This window comes from Duganella sp. CF402, from assembly GCF_900109645.1.
Lineage (GTDB): Bacteria > Pseudomonadota > Gammaproteobacteria > Burkholderiales > Burkholderiaceae_D > Rugamonas.
Window position 1 is genome coordinate 3510873 of sequence record NZ_FOBG01000001.1, and the last position, 23079, is coordinate 3533951.

Genomic DNA, 23079 nt, shown 5'->3' on the forward strand with positions numbered 1-23079 from the left:
GCTACCCTAGTTATGAATAATCTCGGCCACCAGAACGGTGGCATGCTGCGCTTCCAGCGTCCAGTCTTCCTCGTTCTCCATCACCACCGTATCGTAGCGCACCATTGCGATGCGTTCGCGCGCGCTGCTCAGGGTCAGGCTTTCGCCCTCGGCCAGGAACAGGATGGTGGTGCCGGCGCGGCGCTTGAGCGCTTCCTTGCCGCGCACCGTGCGCAGCTCCAGCCGGTGGCGGCACACGCCGCGCCGCGTCATGACGTTGAAATCGGTGGTGAGCTGGCCGGTGACGGTGGCGTGCACCGCATCCTCACCGGCGAATTCGATCAGCGGTTCGCTGGGACTGAGCACAATGCGCTCGTCGCCGAAGTCGAGCAGCACGCCGTCGCCGTCGACCAGCGCCAGCGAACGATCGATACCGGGGAAAGCAGAGAACGGGCCGTCCTGCGCAATCGTCGCCAGGCTGACACGCCACTCGAAATCATCGAGATGCGCGCCGGTTGGCGAAACGGCGATTTCCGTGGTGCTGCCGCCGCCATTCTTCCACGGCGCGGAGCGCAGGTTTGCATACTGGATTAGCTGGGTCATCGGAACTCCCTCAGTTCGGCCAAGGTCTGCTTGAAGCGCGCAGCGATCGCCTGCTGCGCCACGTGCTGCTGATTGCGCACTACCCACTGGCCGCCGACCATGACGTCCTTGACCAGATTGTCGTTGCCGCTGAAGACCAGGCTGCCGAGTACCTCGTCCAGCGCCAACCCAAACATATTCGGATGCGCGTCATCCAGCACCACGATGTCCGCGCGCAGCCCCGGCGCCAAGGCGCCTACCGGCCGTCCCGCCGCCTGCGCGCCGCCGCGCAAGGCGCCCTGCCATAAAAAGTCGCCAACGTTGCGCTGCGCATCGGACACCGCGATATTGCGGCGCTGGTGCTGCAGGCGCTGCCCATATTCCAGCCAGCGCAGCTCTTCCACCGCGCTTTGCGACACGTGGCTATCGCTGCCGATGCCGAACACGCCGCCCTGCGCCGTGAAGCCCTCCAGCGGGAACAAGCCGTCGCCGAGATTCGCTTCCGTGGTCGGGCACAGGCCCGCCACCGCGCCGCTGCGGGCGATACCGCTGACTTCCTCTTCCGTCAAATGCGTGGCGTGGATCAGGCACCAGCGCTGGTCCACGTCCAGATTCTCCAACAGCCACTGCACCGGGCGGCGGCCGCTCCAGTCCAGCGATTGCTGTACTTCCGCCATCTGCTCCGCAATGTGGATGTGCACCGGACGCGCCTTCGGCAGCGTCGCCAACACCTCCTTGATCTGCTCCACCGTGGCCGCGCGCAGCGAATGCGGCGCCACGCCGACTTCGGTTTGCGCATCGCGCAGCGGTTCCAGCGCTTCCACAATGCGCAATACATCCTGCGCGTCGGTGCGGAAACGTTGTTGTTCTGGCTTCAACGGCTTTTCACCAAAGCCGGAATAACTATACAACACCGGCAGCATGGTCATACCGATTCCCGTCAAACGTGCGGCGGCAATGACACGTTCCGCCGTTTCGGCCGGACGCGGGTACATGGCGCCGTCCGGCGCGCGCTGCACGTAGTGGAATTCGCACAACGAGGTGTAGCCGTGGCGCAGGCATTCACTGAACAGCTGCGCGGCGATGGCCTCGATATGCTCGGGCGTGATGTTGCGCGCGAAGCGGTACATCAGTTCGCGCCAGGTCCAGAAACTGTCCTTGCTATCGCCCGCCTTCTCAGTACGGCCGCCCAGCGCGCGCTGGAAGCTGTGCGAGTGCAGGTTAATCATGCCCGGCAGCGCGTATTCGACACACTCCACGCCGGCCAGCGCGGCATCCACGTTCGCGCCGGCCGCACCGACAGTCACCGCGACGATGCTGCCGCCCGCGCCCCACTCGATCAACACATCTTTCGCCCAGCCGTCCGGCAGCAGCGCATGGCGTGCAAACAGCTTGCTCATGCGCGCACCCAGTCGGCAGCGGCCTGCATCATCGCGCGCAGCGGCTGCTGCACCTGCGACGCCAGATCCGCACGATAGCCATACGGCGCATCTTCATCCATATAAGTAGACTGGCACATCTCCAGCTGAATCGCATGCACGCCCTTTGCCGGCTCGCCGTAAAAGCGCGTGATATGCCCGCCCTTGAAGCGGCCATTGACGGCAACGGTGTAGCCGTCGCCAACACGCTCCACTACGGTCTCGGTCAGGCCGGGCGCGCAACTCTTGCCATCCGCTGTACCAAAGTTCAGATCCGGCAGCTTGCCCTCGAAGAAGCGCGGAACATGCGACGCAATCGAATGCGCATCCCACAGCAACACGCGGCCGTGCAGCGCCAGCAAACGGTCCAGCTCCGCGCGCAGTTGATCGTGATACGGCTTCCAGTAAGCCTGCAAGCGGCGCTGCACCTCCGCCTCGTCCGGCGCACGGCCCGGCAAATACAACGGCTCGCGATGGAAGGTATCGACCGGGCACAAGCCCGTCGTATCCTGCCCCGGATACAGATTGGTGTTCTCCGGCGGCCGATTCAAATCAATCACATAGCGCGACCAGCGCGCCGACAACACCGACGCGCCCATCTCGCCCAAAAACTCATACAAACGGACCAGATGCCAGTCCGTATCCTGCTTATCGACGGCGGCCGGTGTCATCGCCGCCAGCACGTCGTCGGGAATCTCGGTGCCCACGTGCGGCATGGACACCAGCAAGGGAATACTGCCTGCTTTGAACTGATAGTCCATGCCAACCTCCCTTACGGATGCAGCGCCGTGAACAGCTCTTTGCACGATGCGCTCAACTCGCCGCGCATTACCATACCCTTGGCCGCTTCGATATCCGGCGCGAAGAAGCGGTCCTGATCGTAGAACGGCACCTTCTGGCGCAACTGCTCGTGCACATGCTCCAGATGCGGCGAAGTTTTCAGAGGACGATGGAAATCAATACCCTGCGCCGCCGCCAGCAGTTCAATACCGATGATGACAGCAGTATTCTGCGCCATGTCATCCAGACGACGCGCCGCATAAGTCGCCATGCTGACGTGGTCTTCCTGATTGGCCGAAGTAGGAATCGTGTCCACACTGCCCGGATGCGCAATCGACTTATTCTCCGACGCCAGCGCCGCAGCAGTAACGTGCGCAATCATGAAGCCCGAGTTCACGCCCGGATCACGCACCAGGAACGGCGGCAGGCCGGACAAGGTCGCGTCGATCAGCAGCGAAATGCGGCGCTCCGAAATCGAACCGATTTCCGCAATCGCCAGCGCCAGCGTATCGGCGGCAAACGCCACCGGCTCGGCGTGGAAGTTACCGCCCGAAACCACCACCGACAGCTCGCCATCCTTGAACAGCAGCGGATTGTCGGTCACCGCATTAGCTTCAATCAGCAGCGTGCGCGCGGCGTTGTTGATGATGTCCCAGCAGGCGCCCATGACTTGCGGCTGACAGCGCAGGCAGTAAGGATCCTGCACGCGCTCATCGCCGACCAGGTGCGATGCGCGAATCGCGCTGTCCGACACCAGCTGGCGATAAATCGACGCAGCGGCAATCTGGCCCGGCTGGCCGCGCACCTCGTGCACGCGCGCGTCGAACGGCGAATCCGAACCCTTGGCCGCATCCAGCGACAGCGCGCCGGACACCATGCCCGCTTCCAGCAGTCGCTCGGCCATGAACAGGCCATGCAGCGCCAGCGCAGCCGACACCTGCGTACCGTTGATCAGCGCCAGGCCTTCCTTCGCGGCCAGCACCACCGGCGCGATGCCGGCGGCCTTCAGCGCGGCGGTGGCATCTACCAGCTCACCCTTCACGCGCACCTGGCCCACGCCCATAATCGCCAGCGTCATGTGCGACAGCGGCGCCAGGTCGCCGGATGCACCGACCGAACCCTTGGCCGGAATCGCCGGCATGATGCCCGCGTTATAAATCGCGATCAGCGTATCGATAATCAGCGGACGCACGCCCGAGTAGCCGCGCGCCAGGCTGCCGATCTTCATCAGCATGATCAAGCGGCACACCGCATCCGACACCAGCTCGCCCGTGCCCACCGAGTGCGACAGGATCAGGTTACGCTGCAGCTGTTCCAGCTTGTCATCCGGGATGCGGGTCTTGGCCAGCAGGCCAAAGCCGGTGTTAATGCCGTAAGCCGCGTCGCCCTTGGCGACGATGGCCTGCACGGCGGCAGCCGATGCTTCAATCACAGGATAGGCTTCTTCGGCCAGTTTCAGCGGGCCTGCTGCGTTCCACACGGAGCGCAGTTCGGAGAGCGTCATTGCGCCCGGTTTCAGAATCAAGGTCATAGTCAAACTCATTTAATCATTGGGAGGTTCAGGCCATTGCGCTTGGCGCATGCGACCGCAGTTTCGTAGCCCGCATCGGCGTGACGCATCACACCCGAGCCGCTGTCGTTGACCAGCACGCGCGCCAGACGCTTGGCTGCGGCGTCGGTGCCATCGGCCACGATCACCACGCCGGAGTGCTGCGAGTAGCCCATGCCTACGCCACCGCCGTGGTGCAGCGACACCCAGGTCGCGCCGCCGGCGGTGTTCAGCAATGCGTTCAGCAGCGGCCAGTCGGAGACGGCGTCGGTGCCGTCCTTCATCGCTTCCGTTTCGCGGTTAGGGCTGGCCACCGAGCCGGTGTCCAGATGGTCGCGGCCAATCACGATCGGCGCTTTCAGTTCGCCGTTGCGCACCATCTCGTTGAAGGCCAGGCCGGCGATGTGTCGCTCGCCCAAGCCCAGCCAGCAGATACGCGCCGGCAGGCCCTGGAAAGCGATGCGCTCGCGCGCCATGTCCAGCCAGCGGTGCACCTGCGCGTGATGCGGGAACAGCTCCTTGATCTTGGCGTCGGTCTTGTAGATATCTTCCGGATCGCCGGACAGCGCCACCCAGCGGAACGGGCCGCGGCCTTCGCAGAACTGCGGACGGATATACGCTGGCACAAAGCCGGGGAAGTCAAACGCATTCTTCACGCCGTGGTCGAACGCCACCTGACGGATGTTGTTGCCGTAGTCGACCACCTTGGCGCCCAGCGCCTGGAAGTCCAGCATGGCTTGCACGTGCACCGCGCAGCCGGCGGTGGCGGCGGCCTTCAGTTCAGGGTGGCGCGACGCATCCTGCTGCGCGGCCTTCCACTGCTCCACGGTCCAGCCTTGCGGCAGGTAGCCGTTGATCAGGTCATGCGCCGAGGTCTGGTCGGTCACCACATCCGGCACAATGCCGCCGGCCTTGGCGCGGCGCACCAGCTCCGGCAGCACATCGGCCGCGTTGCCCAGCAGGCCGATGGAGATCGCATCGCCATTCGCCTTGTGCAGCTTGATCATCTCCAGCGCTTCGTCGATGGAAGCGGCTTGCTTGTCGAGGTAGCGGGTGCGCAGGCGGAAGTCGATGCTGCTCTGCTGGCACTCGATGGTCAGCGACACCGCGCCTGCCATCGTCGCCGCCAGCGGCTGCGCGCCGCCCATGCCGCCCAGGCCTGCGGTCAGCACCCAGCGGCCTTTCAGGTCGCCGCCGAAATGCTGGCGGCCCGCTTCGGCGAAGGTCTCGAAAGTGCCTTGCACAATGCCCTGCGTACCGATGTAAATCCAGGAACCGGCCGTCATCTGGCCGTACATGAACAGGCCTTTGCGATCCAGTTCATTGAAGTGTTCCCAGTTGGCCCACTTCGGCACCAGATTCGAATTGGCGATCAGCACACGCGGCGCGTCTTCGTGGGTCTGGAACACGCCCACCGGTTTGCCGGACTGGATCAGCAAGGTTTGATTGTCTTCCAGCTCGCGCAGCGATGCCAGGATCTGGTCGTAGCACTCCCAGTTGCGGGCCGCGCGGCCAATGCCGCCGTAGACAACCAGATGTTTGGGATTCTCCGCCACTTCCTTGTCCAGATTATTCTGGATCATGCGGTACGCGGCTTCCGCGCCCCAGCTCTTGCAGGTGCGCTCAGGGCCGCGCGGCGCGCGGATCTCGCGGCTGGCGTCGTAACGTGGGTCGTTGTCGAAGTGGCTGCTCATAGGATCTCCTGCTGCGATGAATGGGAATCATCACAGCATAAGTTGTATATACAACCAAGTCAACAGATTTTTGGCGGTGCCGCTTCTACTTGCGGCCGTAGACCTTCCGTCCGCCCATCCACGTCTGCAGCACTTGTGTTTTACCCAACTGTTCCGGCGCAATCTTGAAGATATCGCGGTCGACCAGGATGAAATCGGCCCACTTGCCCGGCTCCAGCGAGCCAATCACCTTGTCCTGGTTGGCTGCGTAGGCCGCGTCCAGCGTGAAGCAGCGGAACGCTTCGAGCATGGTCATGGCCTGGTTCTTGTACCAGCCGCCCAGCGGCACGCCGGCGTTGTTCTGGCGCGTAACCGCCGCGTGCAGGCCCTCGAATGGATTCGGCGACTCGATCGGGAAATCCGAACCGCAGGCGATCTGCGAACCCTGGTCGAGGAAGCTGCGCCACGCATACGCGCCCTTGATGCGCTCACGGCCGACGCGCTGCTCGGCCATGTTCTGGTCCGAGGTGGCGTGGGTCGGCTGCATCGACGGGATGATGCCGAGCTGCTTGAAGCGCGGGATATCATCCAGCGTCACCACCTGCGCGTGCTCGATGCGATGGCGCAGGCCGACGTTGTTATATTGCGGGATCAACGCGGCGTAGGCGTCCAGGATCTGGTGGTTGCCGGCATCGCCGATGGCGTGGATGTTGACCTGATAGCCAGCCTTCATGGCCTTGTTCATCTTGGCGCGCATCTCGGCGTCCGGGTAGAACAGCAGCCCTTTGGTGGAAGGCATGTCCGAGTACGGCGCCAGCAAGGCCGCCCCACGGCTGCCCAGCGCACCGTCCGAATACAGCTTGACCGCCGCCAGCGCATACACGTCGTTGGCGTAGGACTTCAGCGGACCATCCTTGGACAGCTCATCGAAATCGCCGGCCGTGTCGCCGATCATGGCGTAGACGCGGGTGGTCAGCTTGCCGTGGTCGGCGTAGTCGCGGTAGATATCGTCCTGCGCCACCTTGATGCCGGCATCGTGCACGCTGGTCAGGCCGACCTTGGCCAGCGACGACAGCGCCACATCCAGCGTGGCGCGCGCCTCGGCCGGCGTTGGCAATGGCACCACGCGGTTGACCAGTTCCATCGCCGCGTCCACCAGCACGCCGGTCGGACGGCCGGCGGCGTCGCGCTCGATCTTGCCGCCCGAAGGATCGGCCGTGTTCTTGTCGATGCCCGCCATTTCCAGCGCCTTGGTGTTGACCCAGACCGCATGGCCGTCCACGCGGTGCAGCAGCACCGGACGGTCATTGACCACCGCATCCAGCTCGGCGGCGGTAGGGAAACGGCCGAGTTTCCAGATCTCCTGGTTCCAGCCAAAACCGATGATCCATGCCTTTTTCGGATGCGAGCGGGCGAAATCCGCCACCGCCTTCACCGCCGCATTGAGCGTCGTTGGGCTGTACAGCTCCACACCGGAGGCAATTTCGCCCAGCTCGAACACGTGGCCGTGGGCGTCGATCAGGCCAGGCAGCAGGGTCTTGCCCTGCGCGTCGATGTGCTCCGCCTTCGGCAGCGCGGCCGCCGTTTGCGCCTCGCTGCCCACCGCCACGATGCGGCCCAGGTCATCGAAGGCCAGCGAGGTAAAGCGCTGTAGCTGGCCGGCGGCGTTCAGCGTATAGCCATTGGCGCGGTCGATGATGGTGTCGGCATGGGCCGGCAGGGCCGCCAGCGCGGCGGCGATGATCAGGGGAATGCGCATCGAAATCTCCATTCAGCAGCAAGTTTCAGAGTGTAGCGGAATTTGGCGGCCGGCCGGGTACAATGTCAAAAGTATTAGCTCTAGCGAATAGCCCTGTGTCCAGCCGCCTACTTTATCTCCGCCTCCTCAAGGAATTCCGCCCTTACGCGTGGATCGCCGCCGTCACGCTGTTCGCGGTCGGCCTGGCCGCCGCCACCGACGTGCTGCTGATCCGCCAGTTGCAGAACGTGGTGGACGCGCTGGCGCCCGCGCACAGCTTCGGCCCGGCCAAGGCGCCGGCTACCGGCATCCTCGCAGCGGTGCAGGATGCGTTGGGCCATCTGCTGCCCAAGGATCCGGTCAACGTGGCGCTGTGGACCATCCCGGCGGTGATCTTCGGGCTGGCGGTGATGCGCATGGTGTCCAGCTTCGCCGGCGAATACGGCGCGGCGTGGCTGAGCAGCCGGGTGCAGGCCAACCTGCGCGAGGTCATGTTCGCCCGCATCATGCGGCTGCCGAACGGCTATTTCGACCAATCCTCCACCGGCACCACCCTGTCGCGCGTGGCGTTTGACGCGGCGCAGGTGGCGCAGGCCGGCCTCACCGTGGTCAACGTCGCGGTGCGCGATTCGGTGGCCACCGCAGGCTATCTGATTACCCTGTTCACCATCGACTGGCAGCTGGCGGTGTTCTGCCTTGGCCTGCTGCCGCTGGTGGCGGCCATCGTCACCTTCGCCGGCCGCCGCATGCGCAAGTTGAGCAAGAGCGCGCAGGCCGCGATGGGCGATTTGACCAACGTGCTGGATGAAAGCATCAGCGGCCAGCGCGTGGTGAAGATCTTCGGCGGCCAGAAATATGAGCAGGAGCGCTTCGACGGCGTGGTCAAGCTGAATCGCCAGCTGGCGGTCAAGCATGCGGCGACGTCGGCGCTCAACTCCGGCATCATCATGATGCTGATCGGGATTACGCTGTCGTCGGTGATTTACTTTGCGCTGCTGCGCGCACAGGCTGGCGCGCTGTCGCCGGGCGCGTTCGTGGCCTTCATGTCGTCACTGATGGCGATGCAGTCGCCGATCAAGAACCTGACCAAAATTAATGAACCGATGCAGCGCGGGTTGGCGGCGGCGGAGTCGGTGTTCGGCTTGATCGATCTTGAATCGGAAGCCGACAAGGGCACCAAGACCATTGCCCGTGCAGAGGGCCGCTTGTCGGTGCAGGATGTGAGCTTCCATTATCGCGGCGCCGATGGCAAGCCGCTCGATCCGGATGAACGTCCGGCGCTGGATCACGTGTCGCTCGATATCGCGGCTGGCGAAACGGTTGCGCTGGTGGGCAGCTCGGGCAGTGGCAAGAGCACACTGGCTGGCTTGCTGCCGCGTTTCTACGATGTCAGCGGCGGCAGCATCCAGCTGGATGGCGTCGATTTGCGCGATTACACGATGGCTTCGCTGCGCCAGCAGATTGCGCTGGTGTCGCAGGATGTGGTGCTGTTCAACGACACGCTGGCGGCCAACATCGCTTACGGCGATCCGGCGCCGTCGATGGAACGGATTGAAGCTGCGGCGCGCGCGGCGCACGCCCATGAATTCATTGTGCGCCAGCCGGAAGGCTACAACTCGCCGGTGGGCGAAAACGGCACGCGCCTGTCAGGCGGCCAGCGCCAGCGCCTGGCGATTGCGCGCGCGCTGTACAAGAATGCGCCGATTCTGATTCTGGACGAGGCGACCAGCGCGCTGGATACGGAATCGGAACGTCTGGTGCAGCAAGCGCTGGAAGTGTTGATGAAAGGCCGCACCACGGTGGTCATCGCGCACCGCCTGTCGACCATCGAGAATGCGGACCGCATCGTGGTACTGGATCGCGGCCGCATCGCCGAAGCGGGCAGCCACGATGCGCTGCTGGCGCAGAACGGCATCTACGCCCGCCTGTATCAAACGCAAAAGACCATTCAAACTTAATCGCCGTCGCTCCGGCGAAGGCCGGAGCCCAATTGGACGCGCGCAAGGCGCGCAACTAGATTCCGGCCTGCGCCGGAATGACACGTCAGGCGGTATAACCGCCATCGACGGTGAAGCTGGCGCCGGTCACGAAGCCCGCTTCACCGCTCACCAGATACGCCACCATCCCCGCCACTTCTTCCGGCTTGCCGAAACGGCGCGCCGGAATCATGGTTTGCAACGCCGCGGCGTGCGGACCGTCGGCTGGATTCATATCGGTTTCGGTCGGTCCCGGCTGCACGTTGTTCACCGTGATGCCGCGTGAAGCAAGGTCGATCGCCGCGCCGCGCACCAGCGCCGCCACCGCGCCCTTGGTCATCGAGTACACGCTGGACGTCGGGAACGCCACGCGCACGCTGGCGATACTGCCGATGGTGACGATACGGCCGCCCTCCTTCATCACCTTGGCCGCCGCCTGCATGGCGACAAACACGCCGCGCACATTGGTGGCCACCATGCGGTCGAAATCTTCCAGCGGATAGTCTTCGATCGGCGCCAGGTTCAGGATGCCGGCATTGGTGACGAGGATATCCAGCTTGCCGAAATGTTCCACCGTTTGCGCCACGGCCGCCTGCACGGCTGCCGCGTCGGCGCTGTCGGCGCGGATGGCCAGCGCTTTGCCGCCGCTGGCGTTAATGGTGGCGGCAAGGTCGTTGGCCTTGTCCGGCGAGGATACGTAGGTGAAGGCCACGGCCGCGCCGTCCTGCGCCAGCCGTTTGACGACCGCTGCGCCGATGCCGCGCGCGCCGCCGGTTACCAGAGCTACTTTCATGATGTTTCCTTTCGTTTTGGATCGATTAGTCAAAAACCAAGGTCATGTTAGGATTTCTGGATCAATCGGTCAAGTAAACGTTTTGTGATAATTAGCTACGCAGGCCCTGCACGGCGAAGCTGGCGATGGCGCGCAGAGTGGCGATGGAGGCGCCGGCCTTGGCGCTGATTTTCATGCCGGACAGGGTAGCGGCCACGAAGGCGGCCGCTTGCGCGATATCGGTATCGGCGGCGATTTCGCCATCGGCGGCGGCTTTGCGCAGCCGCGCTTCCAGCGCGTGATGAAGGCGTTTGGCGCTGGCGTCACGCAGGGCGTTGACTTCCTCGTCGCCGGTGCCGAATTCCGCAATCGCGTTGACGCCCATGCAGCCCTTGGCGTTGTCGCGCTTGGGACGGGAGGCGAAGGCTTGCAGCATATTGTCGATGGCCGCCAGCGGGGTGTCGCCTTCCAGGTGGCGCAGCAGGTCGTTGACGCTGGCTTCGTTGTAGCGCTGCAGCGCTTCCAAATACAGCGAACGCTTGTCGCCGAAGGTGTCGTACATGCTTTGGCGGCCGATCTGCATGGCGTCCAGCAGGTCGCTGGTGGAGGTGGCGGCGTAGCCATTTTGCCAGAACACTTCCAATGCCTTGTCCAGCGTATCGATGCGGTCGAACTCTCTTTGCCTTGCCACGGATATTCCTTTGTTAGTTCGCGTCGTGGAAGATGATGCCCAGCGTGTGGCGTGATCCGGACCGCAGCCGGCTCACGCCATGCCGCAGGTTGACGCGGTAGATGCCACGCGTGCCCTGTACGGGACGGTGGTTGACGGCGAAGATTACCATGTCGCCGCGCTTCAGTGGCACCACTTCAACGCGCGATTGCATGCGCGGACGCTGTTCGGTCAGCACGAACTCCCCGCCTTCGAAATCCTTGCCCGGCTGCGACAGCAGCACTGCGGCTTGCAGGGGGAAGACGTGTTCACCGTACAGGTCCTGATGCAGGCAGTTGTAGTCGCCGGCGCGATATTCGAGCAGCAGCGGCGTGGGGCGTTGCTGGCCGGCGGCGTGGCAGCGGGCCAAGAAGTCGGCATGGTCGGCGGGGAAGCGCTCGGGCAGGTCCATCAACTCGTGCCAGCGGTTGGCGATGGCGGCCAGCGGGCCATACAGGGCGTTGCGCAGGGCGGAGATCATGGACGGCAGCGGGTAGCGGAAGTACTGGTACTCGCCGCTGCCGAAACCGTGCTGCGACATCACCACGCGGCTGCGGAACAGTTGCGGTTGAGCGTAATGCGCGGCCATGTCGCGGCATTCGTCGGCGGTCAGCAGGCCGGGGATGATGGCGTAGCCGTAGGCGTTGAGCTGATCGGCAATGCCCTGCCAGTCCAGCGCCGCCACATGCACCGCAATTCCCGCCGCCGCACCAACCGCCTTGCGCGCGGCAGCGTGCACGGCGGCATCGGCCGCGTCGGCGACGACGGTCGGCGGCACGATGCGCGGCTTGCGTTCGTCCTGCGGATCGCCGAAATTCAGCTCACCATTACTTGCATTACTCACTGAGCGCCTCCCGGTTCAACAACTCCGCCTTGCGGTCCACGCCCCAGCGATAGCCGGAAATCGATCCATCATTGCGCACCACCCGGTGGCACGGAATCGCCACCGCGATGGCATTGGCCGCGCAGGCCGACGCCACGGCGCGTGCACCTCGCGGCACGTCGGCCAACTCCGCCAGCTCCGCATAGGTCACGCGCCGGCCGGCCGGTATCGCCCGCAGCACCTGCCACACGCGCTGCTGGAACGCCGTGCCGCGCACGTCGAGCGGCAAGTCCAGTCCCAGCGACGGCTGCTCGACCATGCCCACCACGCGCGACACCACCTGCTCATACTCCGGCTCCGCACCGATCAACTCCGCCTTGGGGAAGCGGTCCTGCAAATCCTTCACCAGAAAATCCGGATCATCATCAATCAGGATCGCGCAAATGCCCTGCGCCGTGCTGGCCACCAGGATCGGCCCCAGCGAACACTCGGCAATTGCAAACTTGATCCGTTCCCCGGCCCCGCCGGCGCGGAACGCCGACGGCTTCATGCCCAGCACCGCCGGCGACTGCGCATAAAACCGCCCGCTCGAATTGAAGCCGGCCGCGTACATCGCATCCGTCACCGACGCCTTGGCCGCCAGTCCGTCCTGCACCCGCTTCGCCCGCGCCGCGTTGGCGTAGGCCTTGGGCGTAATCCCGGTCACCGCCTTGAACATGCGATGGAAATAGAAGCGGCTCACGCCCACCGCCTCCGCCAGCGCGTCCAGATCCGGCGCCTCCTCCGCCTCGTCGATCAAGCGGCAGGCCTGCGCCACGATGGCGGCCTGGCGCTCGGCCAGCGGCGGCTGGTCAGGCTTGCAGCGCAGACAGGGCCGGAAACCGGCCTGCTCGGCCGCCTCGCGGCTGTCATGAAACGCCACGTTCTTGCGCAAGGCCGGCCGCGCCCCGCACGACGGGCGGCAGTACACCCCGGTGCTGCGCACCGAATACCAGAACTGCTCGTCGGCGCCGGCGTCGCGCTGCTGCACCGCCGTCCAGCGCTTCTCTTCGTTTGCGTACTTGCCCATTTCAGACTCCGTCTCAGGTGGAATGCGACCATCTTAGCCAGCGCAAAAAAGTGTCGCACTCCGCCTCTTGCTTTTGAATTGTACAAGCATGCGATGCTAGAATGCTCACTTTCCGGGAGAAGCCGTTTGGACGATCAAGCACCGCAGGACAGCACACCAATTTTCCAGCGCATCAAGGACTACCTGCTGGCGGAAATCACCGCCGGCACGTGGAAGGAAGGTGACGTGATCCCGTCCGAGCAGGCGCTGGTCAAGCAATTCGGCGTATCGCGCATGACCGTCAACCGCGCCGTGCGCGAACTCACCGCCGAGCAGGTGCTGACCCGCCGCCAGGGCTCCGGCACCTACGTCGCCCAGCAAAAATACCAGGCCACCCTGCTCGAAATTAAATCCATCGCCGACGAGGTGCGCGCGCGCGGCCACGCCCACCGCAGCAGCCTGCAGCAGCTGGAACGGGTCAAGGCCAGCGAGTTGATGGCCAAGCAGTTCGACCTGCCGCCCGGCCATCCGCTATTCCACTCGGTGATCGTGCACTTCGAGAACGGCGTGCCGATCCAGGTCGAGGACCGCTGGGTCAACCCGCTCTGCGCGCCCGACTACATGGAGCAGGACTTCGCCCACATCACCCCCAACGAATACCTGATGCAGGCCGCGCCGCTGCAAGGCGCCAGCTACAGCATCGAAGCGCTGGCCGCCCCGCGCGACATCGCCGACATGCTGGCCATCGACACCAAACAGGCCTGCCTGGTGCTCAAGCGCCAGACCCGCTCCGGCGGCATGATCGCCACCCTGGCCACCATGTGGCATCCCGGCCACCGTTATCAATTCGCCGGCAGCTTCAGCCAATAAGTCCCCTTGCTAGCACGGCGCAAGCAACAACGCGCCGTGGCGCACTGCCACATTCTCACCGATTGTCACGAAAACAGCCTGAAATTGTTAAATCCGTGACGCTTTGCCACTGCCGCAGGATGCAATCGTTTTCTTGCGAGCCGTCCGCCTACGGCCCCGGCTTCGATGCTATAGTTGCCTAGGACATAGCACGCATAGATCACCGAAAGGGAAGCTCTTGTTTCACTGCCGTTCCCGCCTGCGCCAGACCGTCTGGCACCGTTTGTCGCTCCGGCTGACGGCGTGCGTGTTCGCGCTTGGGCCGCTGCTGTGCACCATCCCGGCGGGCGCGGCGGAAAAGGTCACCATCCAGCTCAAATGGCAGCACCAGTTCCAGTTCGCCGGCTACTATGCCGCGCAGGACCAGGGCTATTACCGCGACGCCGGCCTCGATGTCACCCTGCTGGAAGCGCGCCCCGGCGCCGACCCGCTGCAAACTGTGATGCAGGGCCAGGCCCAGTACGGCGTCGGCAACACCACCCTGCTGCTGGCGCGCAGCATCGGCCAGCCGGTGGTGGTGCTGGCCTCCATCTTCCAGCACTCCGGCGCCACCCTGCTGCGCCGCGTGGCGGCCGACGGCAAGCCGCGCCCCTGGCCCGGCAGCCGCCTGATGATCGCGCCCAACAACGAAGAGCTGACGGTGTTCCTGAAACAGCAGGGCGTGCGCATGGACAGCATCTACCAGGTCCCGCACAGCTACAACTTCGACGACCTGGCCGAAGGCCGCATCGACGCCATGTCGGTCTACCTGACCGAGGCGCCGTATGTGCTGGACCGCCTGCCGGTGCAGTACGAACTCCTGTCGCCGCGCAGCGCCGGGCTGGATTTCTACGGCGACGTGCTGTACACCACCGAGAGCGAATTGCGCGAGCATCCGGCGCGCGCCCAGGCGCTGCGCGAGGCCACGCTGCGCGGCTGGATCTACGCCATGCAGCACCGCGGCGAGATCGCCGACCTGATACGCGCCCGCTACCCCGAACGCCACAGCCGCGAACACCTGATGTTCGAGGCCGAGCGCATTGCCCCGCTGCTGGAGCAGCCGCTGATTGAACTGGGCTACAGCAATCCGGAACGCTGGCGCGCCATCGCCCGCGACTACGCCGAGCAGGGCATGCTGCCGGCGAACTTCAGCATCGACGGCTTCCTGTACCAGCCGCCGGACGGCAATCCCATGCTGCGCTACGGCGGCCTGCTGGCCGGCGCGCTGCTGCTGGCGGTGTCGCTGGCCGGCGCCTGGCGCCTGCGGGTGCAGGGCCGCGCCTTGCGCGCCGCGCGGGTGGAACTGGGCAGCGCCGAACGGCTGGCCAGCTTCGCACTGGAAGGCTCGGGCGAAGGCAGCTGGGAATGGCGGCTCGACACCGGCATGCTGGCGCTGTCGCCGCGCTACTGCGCGCTGCTCGGCTACAGCGCCGACGAATTCCACCCCACGCTGGCCGAATGGCTGGAGTATGTACACCCGGACGACCGCCAACGGCTGGAGCGCGGCATTCAGGAGTACATGGCCAGCACCAGCGACGCCACCGGCCAGATCCGCAGCGAGCATCGCATGCGCGCCAAGGACGGCAGCTGGAAGTGGGTGCTGGCGCGCGGCATGATCCTCGAACGCGATGAAGCCGGCCTGCCGCTGCGCGCGGCCGGCACGCTGGCCGACATCGGCGAACGCGCCGCCGCCGAGGAGGCGCGCATGTGGGCGGTGGTGGACGCCACGCCGGGCGCGGTGCTGGTGGCCGACAAGAGCGGCCGGGTATGGCACGCCAACCCGGCCTGCGCACGCTGCTTCGGCTACGAAGGCAGCATGGCCGGCCGCTCGATCGAACAGCTGGCGCCGGAAGCCATGCGCAGCAACGGCCGCGTGCGCGAACTGTTCTCGCGCCCCAACCTGCCGGGCCGCGTGCTGTGCGCGGTGCGTGCCGACGGCGGCAGCTTCCCGGCGATGGTCCACATGTCGCCGGTGGAGCTGGGCGGGCAGGAACTGGTGATCGTGGCGCTGCGCGACATGACCCAGCGCCAGCGCGCCGAGGAAGCGCTGCACGCCTCGTCGGAACGCTATCGCCAGATCGTGCAGACCGCCGCCGAAGGCATCTGGATGACCAACGCCGACGACCGCACCACCTTCGTCAATCCCACCTTGGCGCGCATGCTGGACTACGACATCGAGCAGATGATGGGCCGCGCCATGACCGACTTCATGAGCGACAGCGGCCGCGAGCTGCTCAAGCAGCACCTGCAGCGCAGCCTGGCGGGCGAAGCGCGCCAGAGCGACGTGTGCTTCCTGCGCAGCGACGGCAGCACCGTCTGGTGCCTGCTGTCGACCACCGTGATGAACGCCGATTCCGGCCACTACGCCGGCATGCTGGCCATGCTGACCGACATCACCGCGCGCCGCCAGGCCGAGGGCGCGCTGCACGAAACCAGCCAGCGCCTGGCTTCCATCTTCAACGCCGTCACCAACGGGCTGGTGATGGTGGACGGGCATGGCCACATCCTGGAACGCAACGCGGCCGCCGCGCGCATGCTGGCGCACACCGAGGAACTGAGCCCCGGCGGCCTGTGGGCCGGCGTGCGCGAGGACGGCAGCAGCTGCGACGCCAGCAGCCATCCGGTGCAACTGGCGCTGGTGACGGGCATGTCGGTGCGCGACGTGGTGATGGGACTGGACCAGCACGACGGCACGCGCTGCTGGCTGTCGGTCAACGCCGAGCCGATCCCCGACGACAGCGGCAATGTGCATCTGGTGGTGGCCAGCCTGACCGAGATCACCGACCGCAAACGCGGCGAGGATGCGCTGCGCGAACTCAATGAACACCTGGAGGAACGGGTGGCGATCCGCACCAGCGAGCTTGATCACGCGCGCCTGGTGGCTGAGGAAGCCAGCCAGACCAAGGGCCAGTTCCTGGCCAATATGAGCCACGAGATCCGCACCCCGATGAACGGCGTGATCGGCATGGCCTATCTGGCGCTGAAGACCGAACTCGATCCGCGCCAGCGCGACTACCTTGAAAAAATCCGCTTCGCCGGCGAACACCTGCTGGGCATCATCGACGACATCCTCGATATTTCGAAAATCGAAGCGGGCAAGCTGGAAATCGAGCAAGTCGATTTCGCGCTCGATCACGTGATTCAAACGCTCAACACCGTGGTGGCGCCGAAGGCCGCCAGCCGCGAGCTGGAACTGGTGTACGACCTCGATCCGACCTTGCCCAAAGTGCTGCGCGGCGATCCGCTGCGGCTCGGCCAGGTGCTGATCAACTACGCCAACAACGCCATCAAGTTCAGCGAAAAAGGCCGCATCGAAGTGCGGGTGCGGCAGGTGGTGGGCGACGCCGACGGCTGCCTGCTGCGCTTTGAAGTCAGCGACTGCGGCATCGGCCTGTCGGAAGGCGAAATCGACAAACTGTTCCAGCAGTTCCAGCAGGCCGACACCTCCACCACGCGCGAATACGGCGGCACCGGCCTCGGTCTGGCGATCTGCAAGCAGCTGGCGCAGTTGATGGGCGGCGAAGTGGGCGTGCGCAGCCGGCCGGGCCAGGGCAGCACCTTCTGGTTCACCGCGCGCCTCGGCATCAGCAGCGCCACCGTGCCGGCGCTGATCGACCGCGTGAAAGATGCCGCCGCCGAACTGCTGGCCTCCTCGCGCAGCGCCGCCGTGATGTCGGCGCTGAAGAACGCGCGCATCCTGCTGGTGGAGGACAACACCTTCAACCAGCAGATCGCGCTGGAAATGCTGGAAGACGTGGGCTCCTCGGTATGCCTGGCCGCCAACGGCATGGAAGCGCTGGAGCTGCTGCGCCAGACCGCCTTCGACTGCGTGCTGATGGACGTGCAGATGCCGCTGATGGACGGCCTGGAAGCGACCCGCCGCATCCGCGCCGACCCGCGCCTGGCCGACATGCGGGTGCTGGCCATGACCGCCACTGCCACCAGCGAAGACCGGGTGCGCTGCATCGAGGCCGGCATGGACGATTTCATCTCCAAGCCCATCCAGCCGGCGCTGATGTACCAGACCATCGCCAACTGGCTGCCCGAGCGTGACGCCGCCGACCTGCGCGACAGCGGCGCGCCGCGCCCTGCGCGGCCGGCCTTCAAGACCACGCTGGGCGGCGACCCGGCAGTGATCGATTTATCGATCCTGGCCAAGCTGCTGGGCTATCATCCACACAAGGTGCGCAAGTTTGCGTTCAAGTTTTTGCAGAACACCCAGGACGGCCTGACCCAGATGGAAGCGGCGCTGCAGCGCGGCGACCTGGTGGCGCTGCGCGAGCTCGGTCATCGCCTGAAATCGCCGGCCCGCACCGTGGGCGCGCTGGGCATGGGCGAACTGCTGCTGGAAGTGGAACAGCTGCCGGTCACCGACAGCGACGCCGACAACCGCCAGCGCGCGCAGGCGCTGCTGAAGAAACTGTGGCCGCTGCTGGAGCGGATCACCGAACAAATCATGACCAATACGACTTTTGCCGACGATAACTAAGATGCGGATACTACTGCTGGACGACGACCCTTTTATGCTGGACATCCTGGCCGACATGATCTCCGGCCTGGGCGAGCACACCGTGGTGCGCGAGACCGACGGCCGCCGCGCCCTGATCGAACTGCGCCTGCGGCCGCCGCAGCTGGTCATCTGCGACCTGTCGATGCCGGTGATGGACGGCATTGACTTCCTGCGCCTGGCCGCCGCCCAGCAATACCAGGGCGGCGTGGCGCTGCTGTCCGGGGTCGACGGCGCGGTGCTGAAGACCGCCGCCCGGCTGGCCGAAGCCCAGGGCCTGGCCATCCTCGACGCCTGCGCCAAGCCGATGAGCATCGACACCCTGGCCGCCCTGCTGCAGCGCGCGGCGGCGGCCATTCCCAGCAATCTTGGTAAATAGTTTAGAGGGTTGCGACAAACAACCGCACATTTTTAAAAAATGGGTTATTATTTACGCCATCCCTCGCCTGCCGACCTTGTTGCCATCCCCCCCGAGACATTGAAATCGTGCAAATGGCACCCAACTGCTGCTCATGGCAGCGTTTGAGGCCCGTCCCCAGGCGTTATTACTTACATCACCTCGATTGAGGAAAATATGAGCGAAAATATCAAACACATTACCGATGCATCCTTTGACGCCGACGTGCTGAAATCCGACCGCCCAGTGCTGGTGGACTTCTGGGCCGAATGGTGCGGCCCTTGCAAGAGCATCGCCCCAATCCTGGAAGAAGTAGCAAAAGAATACGAAGGCAAGATCCAGATCGCCAAGATGGACGTGGACTCGAACCAGGCTGTGCCAGCCAAGTTCGGCATCCGTGGCATCCCGACCCTGATCCTGTTCAAGAACGGCGTCGCCGCCGCTCAAAAGGTTGGCGCAATGGCAAAAGGCCAGCTGACCTCTTTCATCGACAGCAATATCTAAGATAAGATATCGCCAGTTGTACCAGCGGCGCCGCGCTCGCGGCGCCGCTGAATAAAACGAGACAACCCACGTAGTCCCCTCCCCTACCTTTACTTTCCCGTCGCGGGATACTCAAACAATATGCATCTATCTGAATTGAAGGCCTTACACGTTTCGGCGTTGTTGGAAATGGCCATCGGACTCGATATCGACAATGCGGCGCGCCTGCGCAAGCAAGAGTTGATGTTCGCGATCCTGAAAAAACGCGCCAAATCGGGCGAGCAAATCTTCGGCGATGGCGCCCTGGAAGTGCTGCCGGACGGCTTTGGCTTCCTGCGCTCGCCGGACGCCAGCTACATGGCGTCGACCGACGACATCTACATTTCGCCGTCGCAGATCCGCCGCTTCAACCTGCACACCGGCGACTCGATCGAAGGCGAAGTGCGCACCCCGAAAGACGGCGAGCGCTATTTCGCGCTGGTCAAGGTCGACAAGGTCAACGGCGAATCGCCGGAAGCCTCGAAACACCGCATCCTGTTTGAGAATCTGACGCCGCTGCACCCGAACGAGCCGCTGCGCCTGGAACGCGACATCAACGGCACCGAGAACATCACCGGCCGTATCGTCGACCTGATCTCGCCGATCGGCAAGGGCCAGCGCGGCCTGCTGGTGGCGTCGCCGAAGTCCGGTAAATCGGTCATGCTGCAGCACATCGCCCACGCGATCACCTCGAACCACCCTGACGTCACCCTGATCGTGCTGCTGATCGACGAACGTCCGGAAGAGGTTACCGAGATGCAGCGTTCGGTGCGCGGCGAAGTCGTGGCCTCGACCTTCGACGAACCGGCCACCCGCCACGTGCAGGTCGCCGAGATGGTGCTGGAAAAAGCCAAGCGCCTGGTCGAAATGAAAAAAGACGTGGTCATCCTGCTGGACTCGATCACCCGCCTGGCGCGCGCCTACAACACCGTGATCCCGGCTTCGGGCAAGGTGCTGACCGGTGGTGTGGACGCCAACGCGCTGCAACGTCCGAAGCGCTTCTTCGGCGCCGCCCGTAACGTCGAAGAAGGCGGCTCGCTGACCATCGTCGCCACCGCGCTGATCGAAACCGGCTCGCGCATGGACGACGTGATCTACGAAGAATTCAAGGGTACCGGCAATATGGAGGTGCACCTGGAGCGCCGCCTGGCCGAGAAACGCGTCTACCCGGCGATCAACCTGAACAAATCGGGCACCCGCCGCGAAGAACTGCTGATCAAGCCGGACCAGCTGCAGAAGATCTGGATCCTGCGCAAGCTGCTGTACTCGATGGACGAGATCGAGGCGATGGAGTTCATCCTCGACAAGATGCGCGCGACGAAGAACAACACCGAGTTCTTCGACATGATGCGCCGAGGCGGCTAAGCTCCGCCCGTCGTACCGGCGCAGGCCGGTACCCATAGAACGCGGGCCATCAGGCTCAGCATGGATTCCGGCCTACGCCGGAATGACGATAACAAACAGGCAACCCCGGTTGCCTGTTTGCGTTTACGGGCGTATAATCGCCGATCGCATTATTTTTAAATCTGGCAAGTGAGCGGCAATCGGGTCATGAAGTAGGTTAGACCGACGAAGTGCTGTTTGGCTACCAAACTAACCGAGGCTACAAAATGAAACCAGAAGGTCACCCAGAATACCGCGAAGTTGTTTTCCACGACCTGTCGTGCGACTTCAAATTCATCACCCGTTCGACCATCGGCACCCGCGAAACCATCAACCACAACGGTAAAGACTACCCACTGGTGAAGATCGAGGTTTCGGCTGAATCGCACCCGTTCTACACCGGCAAACACAAAATCGTCGACACCGCTGGCCGCGTTGAGAAATTCCGCCAGAAGTTCGGTACCGTCGGTTCGAAAACCGCCGTCGCTGCAGGCTAATTTCAGCCGCTTCGATAAAAAAAGCAGCCTCTGGCTGCTTTTTTTGTTTGCCGTGCAGTTTTCCTGCATACTCCGGTTCTACTCATAAAAACACACCATCGATGAAGCCAGTCCGTCTTCCTGCCGCCGCCACCTTGGCCTTGCCGCGCTGGGCGCTGTACGCCCTCGGCCTGTTGTACATCCTGCCCGGCCTGATCGGGCGCGACCCGTGGAAGAACGACGATGCCGCCAGTTTCGGCATCATGTGGACGATGGCGCACGGCAGCTGGCAAGACTGGCTGTGGCCGAATGTGGCCGGCCTGTCGTGGCCGGACGAAGGCCCGCTGGCGTTCTGGCTGGGCGCGCTCGGCATCAAGGCCTTCGGCTGGCTGATGGGCGACGTGCTGGCCGCGCGCGTGGGCACCGTGGCGGTGTTCCTGCTGGGCGTGCTGTCGCTGTGGTACGCCACCTATCACCTCGGCCGCCGGCAAGATGCGCAGCCGCTGCGGCTGGCCTTCGGCGGCCAGCCCGAGCCGGACGACTTCGGTCGCACCCTGGCCGACGCCGCCGTCCTGATCTACCTCGGCTGCCTCGGTCTGCTGCTGCACAGCCATGAAACCACGCCCGAAGCGCTGCAGGTGGCCATGACCGCCTTCCTGCTGTACCGCACCGTGCGCTACGTGGAAAAGCCGTCGCTGCGCAACGCCGCCCTGAGCGGCCTGGCGATCGGCCTGCTGACCCTGACCCGTGGCTGGGTCACGCCGGTGTGCCTGATGCTGGCCCTGTTCGCCTGCACCCGCTTCCTGGCCCAGCCGGCCATCCGCGCCATGCGCGACCTTGGCGCCATGATCGCCGTCGGCGGCGCCGTCACCGCGCTGTGGCTGGTGCCGGCCCAGCTGCTGGCGCCCTACCACCAGCAGCCGATGCATGCGTGGCTGGGCTGGAACTGGCTGCAGCTGGCGTGGCCAAGCTGGCCGACCATCAAATTCTTCTTCCGTGTCGGGGTGTGGTTCTTCTGGCCGGCCTGGCCGTTTGCCGCCTGGGCCATCTGGGCCTGGCGCCGCCAGCGCGGCGTGCTGCACATCGTGGTGCCGCTGGCCTTCGTGGTGATGGGCGTGCTGCTGACCCTGTGCCATCCGCAACCTGAACAGGGCCAGTTGCTGGTGCTGCTGCCGCCGCTGGCGGTGATGGCCGCGTTCGGCCTGCTGACCGTCAAGCGCGGCGCCATCAACGCCATCGACTGGTTCTCGGTGATGGCGCTGACGCTGTGCGCGGCCGTGATCTGGATCTTCTGGATCGCCAAGCTGACCGGCTGGCCGGCGCAGGCCGCCAGGAACGCGCTCAAGCTGGTGCCCGGCTTCCACCCGGAACTGGGCTGGGCCGCCTTCTTCGTGGCGCTGGCCGCCACCTTGGGCTGGTTTGTGCTGGTGTACTGGCGCATCTCGCGCCAGCCGGCGGTGCTGTGGCGCGCCGTGGTGTTGTCGTCGGGCGGCCTGATCCTGATCTGGATCCTGCTGATGACCCTGTTCCTGCCGGACGTCAATTACAGCAAGAGCTACGCCAGCGTGGCGCGCCAGATCGCCGACAAGCTGCCGGCCAAGGCCGGCTGCATCGAAACCAATGTCGGCGCCGCCCAGCGCGCCTCATTCGCCTACTACGCCGAGCTGCCGTTTGCCGGCGTGGAAGGCGGCCGCTGCGACCTGCTGCTGCTGCAAGACAGCACCCGGGTGCGCGACGACCGCGAGATCGCGCCGCAGTACCGGGGCAAGCAATGGGTGCTGCTGTGGGAAGGCCGCCGTCCGGCCGACCGCGAGGAACGCTTCCGCCTGTTCCGCCGCGCCGACGCGGACAGCAAATAA

18 protein-coding genes are annotated in these 23079 nt (G+C 64.7%); 8 read left to right on the forward strand and 10 right to left on the reverse strand.

Features of this window, described 5'->3' with window-relative positions; genetic code table 11:
- Nucleotides 1–6: 6 nt before the first annotated feature.
- From BMZ70_RS15775 to BMZ70_RS15800, 6 genes are all read right to left on the reverse strand, one after another.
- Nucleotides 7–582: a HutD/Ves family protein gene (locus BMZ70_RS15775; protein ID WP_092276149.1), complete on the reverse strand. Its 576-nt coding sequence runs from the start codon at nt 580–582 to the stop codon at nt 7–9.
- Nucleotides 579–1961 carry a formimidoylglutamate deiminase gene (locus BMZ70_RS15780; protein WP_092276152.1) on the reverse strand — a complete coding sequence of 461 codons (1383 nt, stop codon included), beginning with the start codon at nt 1959–1961 and terminating at the stop codon, nt 579–581. Before BMZ70_RS15780 ends, BMZ70_RS15775 begins: the two co-directional genes overlap by 4 nt.
- Complete coding sequence (gene hutG, locus BMZ70_RS15785) at nt 1958–2740, reverse strand: N-formylglutamate deformylase (protein WP_092276155.1); 783 nt, start codon at nt 2738–2740, stop codon at nt 1958–1960. The genes BMZ70_RS15780 and hutG overlap by 4 nt, the downstream gene beginning before the upstream one ends.
- Nucleotides 2741–2751: 11 nt before the next feature.
- Nucleotides 2752–4290, reverse strand: coding sequence for a histidine ammonia-lyase (hutH, locus tag BMZ70_RS15790; RefSeq protein WP_229205422.1), 1539 nt, complete (start codon nt 4288–4290; stop codon nt 2752–2754).
- Between the two features lie 8 nt (nt 4291–4298).
- Nucleotides 4299–6002 carry a urocanate hydratase gene (gene hutU / locus BMZ70_RS15795; RefSeq protein ID WP_092276161.1) on the reverse strand — a complete coding sequence of 568 codons (1704 nt, stop codon included), beginning with the start codon at nt 6000–6002 and terminating at the stop codon, nt 4299–4301.
- An 85-nt stretch (nt 6003–6087) separates the two neighbouring features.
- Nucleotides 6088–7740, reverse strand: a complete 1653-nt coding sequence (locus BMZ70_RS15800) for an amidohydrolase (RefSeq protein ID WP_373922495.1) — start codon at nt 7738–7740, stop codon at nt 6088–6090.
- 95 nt (nt 7741–7835) lie between these two features.
- On the opposite strand from BMZ70_RS15800, the gene msbA reads away from it, so the two are divergent.
- Complete coding sequence (gene msbA / locus BMZ70_RS15805) at nt 7836–9677, forward strand: lipid A export permease/ATP-binding protein MsbA (protein WP_092276167.1); 1842 nt, start codon at nt 7836–7838, stop codon at nt 9675–9677.
- Nucleotides 9678–9762: 85 nt separating this feature from the next.
- Here msbA and BMZ70_RS15810 read toward each other — a convergent pair whose 3' ends face one another.
- The 4 genes from BMZ70_RS15810 to ada form a co-directional block, all read right to left on the reverse strand.
- Nucleotides 9763–10488: a 3-oxoacyl-ACP reductase family protein gene (locus BMZ70_RS15810; protein WP_092276170.1), complete on the reverse strand. Its 726-nt coding sequence runs from the start codon at nt 10486–10488 to the stop codon at nt 9763–9765.
- A 91-nt stretch (nt 10489–10579) separates the two neighbouring features.
- Entirely contained in the window at nt 10580–11158 is a 579-nt protein-coding gene (locus BMZ70_RS15815) for a TetR/AcrR family transcriptional regulator (protein WP_092276173.1), read from the reverse strand.
- 13 nt (nt 11159–11171) lie between these two features.
- Nucleotides 11172–11954, reverse strand: coding sequence for a 2OG-Fe(II) oxygenase (locus BMZ70_RS15820; RefSeq protein WP_092277894.1), 783 nt, complete (start codon nt 11952–11954; stop codon nt 11172–11174).
- A 58-nt stretch (nt 11955–12012) separates the two neighbouring features.
- On the reverse strand, nt 12013–13068 hold the full coding sequence (ada, locus tag BMZ70_RS15825; protein WP_092276176.1) for a bifunctional DNA-binding transcriptional regulator/O6-methylguanine-DNA methyltransferase Ada: 1056 nt from the start codon (nt 13066–13068) through the stop codon (nt 12013–12015).
- Between the two features lie 126 nt (nt 13069–13194).
- Between ada and hutC the strand changes: the two genes are divergently transcribed.
- The 7 genes from hutC (at nt 13195) to BMZ70_RS15860 (ending at nt 23079) form a co-directional block, all read left to right on the forward strand.
- Complete coding sequence (hutC, locus tag BMZ70_RS15830; RefSeq protein ID WP_092276179.1) at nt 13195–13917, forward strand: histidine utilization transcriptional repressor HutC; 723 nt, start codon at nt 13195–13197, stop codon at nt 13915–13917.
- A gap of 217 nt (nt 13918–14134) precedes the next feature.
- Complete coding sequence (locus tag BMZ70_RS15835; protein ID WP_092276182.1) at nt 14135–18424, forward strand: PAS domain S-box protein; 4290 nt, start codon at nt 14135–14137, stop codon at nt 18422–18424.
- A 1-nt stretch (nt 18425) separates the two neighbouring features.
- Nucleotides 18426–18821, forward strand: a complete 396-nt coding sequence (locus BMZ70_RS15840) for a response regulator (protein WP_092276185.1) — start codon at nt 18426–18428, stop codon at nt 18819–18821.
- 195 nt (nt 18822–19016) lie between these two features.
- Complete coding sequence (trxA, locus tag BMZ70_RS15845; protein WP_090182984.1) at nt 19017–19343, forward strand: thioredoxin TrxA; 327 nt, start codon at nt 19017–19019, stop codon at nt 19341–19343.
- 120 nt (nt 19344–19463) lie between these two features.
- A complete protein-coding gene (gene rho / locus BMZ70_RS15850) occupies nt 19464–20726 on the forward strand; it encodes a transcription termination factor Rho (protein WP_092276188.1) in 1263 nt (420 codons plus the stop codon).
- Nucleotides 20727–20971: 245 nt separating this feature from the next.
- A complete protein-coding gene (locus tag BMZ70_RS15855) occupies nt 20972–21241 on the forward strand; it encodes a type B 50S ribosomal protein L31 (protein WP_092276192.1) in 270 nt (89 codons plus the stop codon).
- Between the two features lie 101 nt (nt 21242–21342).
- Nucleotides 21343–23079, forward strand: coding sequence for an ArnT family glycosyltransferase (locus BMZ70_RS15860; protein WP_092276195.1), 1737 nt, complete (start codon nt 21343–21345; stop codon nt 23077–23079).

Bases quoted from the DNA above. Each gene is read 5' to 3' on its own strand.
- BMZ70_RS15775 (WP_092276149.1), bottom strand. From the start codon at position 582: ATGACCCAGCTAATCCAGTATGCAAACCTGCGCTCCGCGCCGTGGAAG.
- BMZ70_RS15780 (WP_092276152.1), bottom strand. From the start codon at position 1,961: ATGAGCAAGCTGTTTGCACGCCATGCGCTGCTGCCGGACGGCTGGGCG.
- hutG (WP_092276155.1), bottom strand. From the start codon at position 2,740: ATGGACTATCAGTTCAAAGCAGGCAGTATTCCCTTGCTGGTGTCCATG.
- hutH (WP_229205422.1), bottom strand. From the start codon at position 4,290: ATGACCTTGATTCTGAAACCGGGCGCAATGACGCTCTCCGAACTGCGC.
- hutU (WP_092276161.1), bottom strand. From the start codon at position 6,002: ATGAGCAGCCACTTCGACAACGACCCACGTTACGACGCCAGCCGCGAG.
- BMZ70_RS15800 (WP_373922495.1), bottom strand. From the start codon at position 7,740: ATGCGCATTCCCCTGATCATCGCCGCCGCGCTGGCGGCCCTGCCGGCC.
- BMZ70_RS15810 (WP_092276170.1), bottom strand. From the start codon at position 10,488: ATGAAAGTAGCTCTGGTAACCGGCGGCGCGCGCGGCATCGGCGCAGCG.
- ada (WP_092276176.1), bottom strand. From the start codon at position 13,068: ATGGGCAAGTACGCAAACGAAGAGAAGCGCTGGACGGCGGTGCAGCAG.
- BMZ70_RS15840 (WP_092276185.1), top strand. From the start codon at position 18,426: ATGCGGATACTACTGCTGGACGACGACCCTTTTATGCTGGACATCCTG.
- trxA (WP_090182984.1), top strand. From the start codon at position 19,017: ATGAGCGAAAATATCAAACACATTACCGATGCATCCTTTGACGCCGAC.
- rho (WP_092276188.1), top strand. From the start codon at position 19,464: ATGCATCTATCTGAATTGAAGGCCTTACACGTTTCGGCGTTGTTGGAA.
- BMZ70_RS15855 (WP_092276192.1), top strand. From the start codon at position 20,972: ATGAAACCAGAAGGTCACCCAGAATACCGCGAAGTTGTTTTCCACGAC.
- BMZ70_RS15860 (WP_092276195.1), top strand. From the start codon at position 21,343: ATGAAGCCAGTCCGTCTTCCTGCCGCCGCCACCTTGGCCTTGCCGCGC.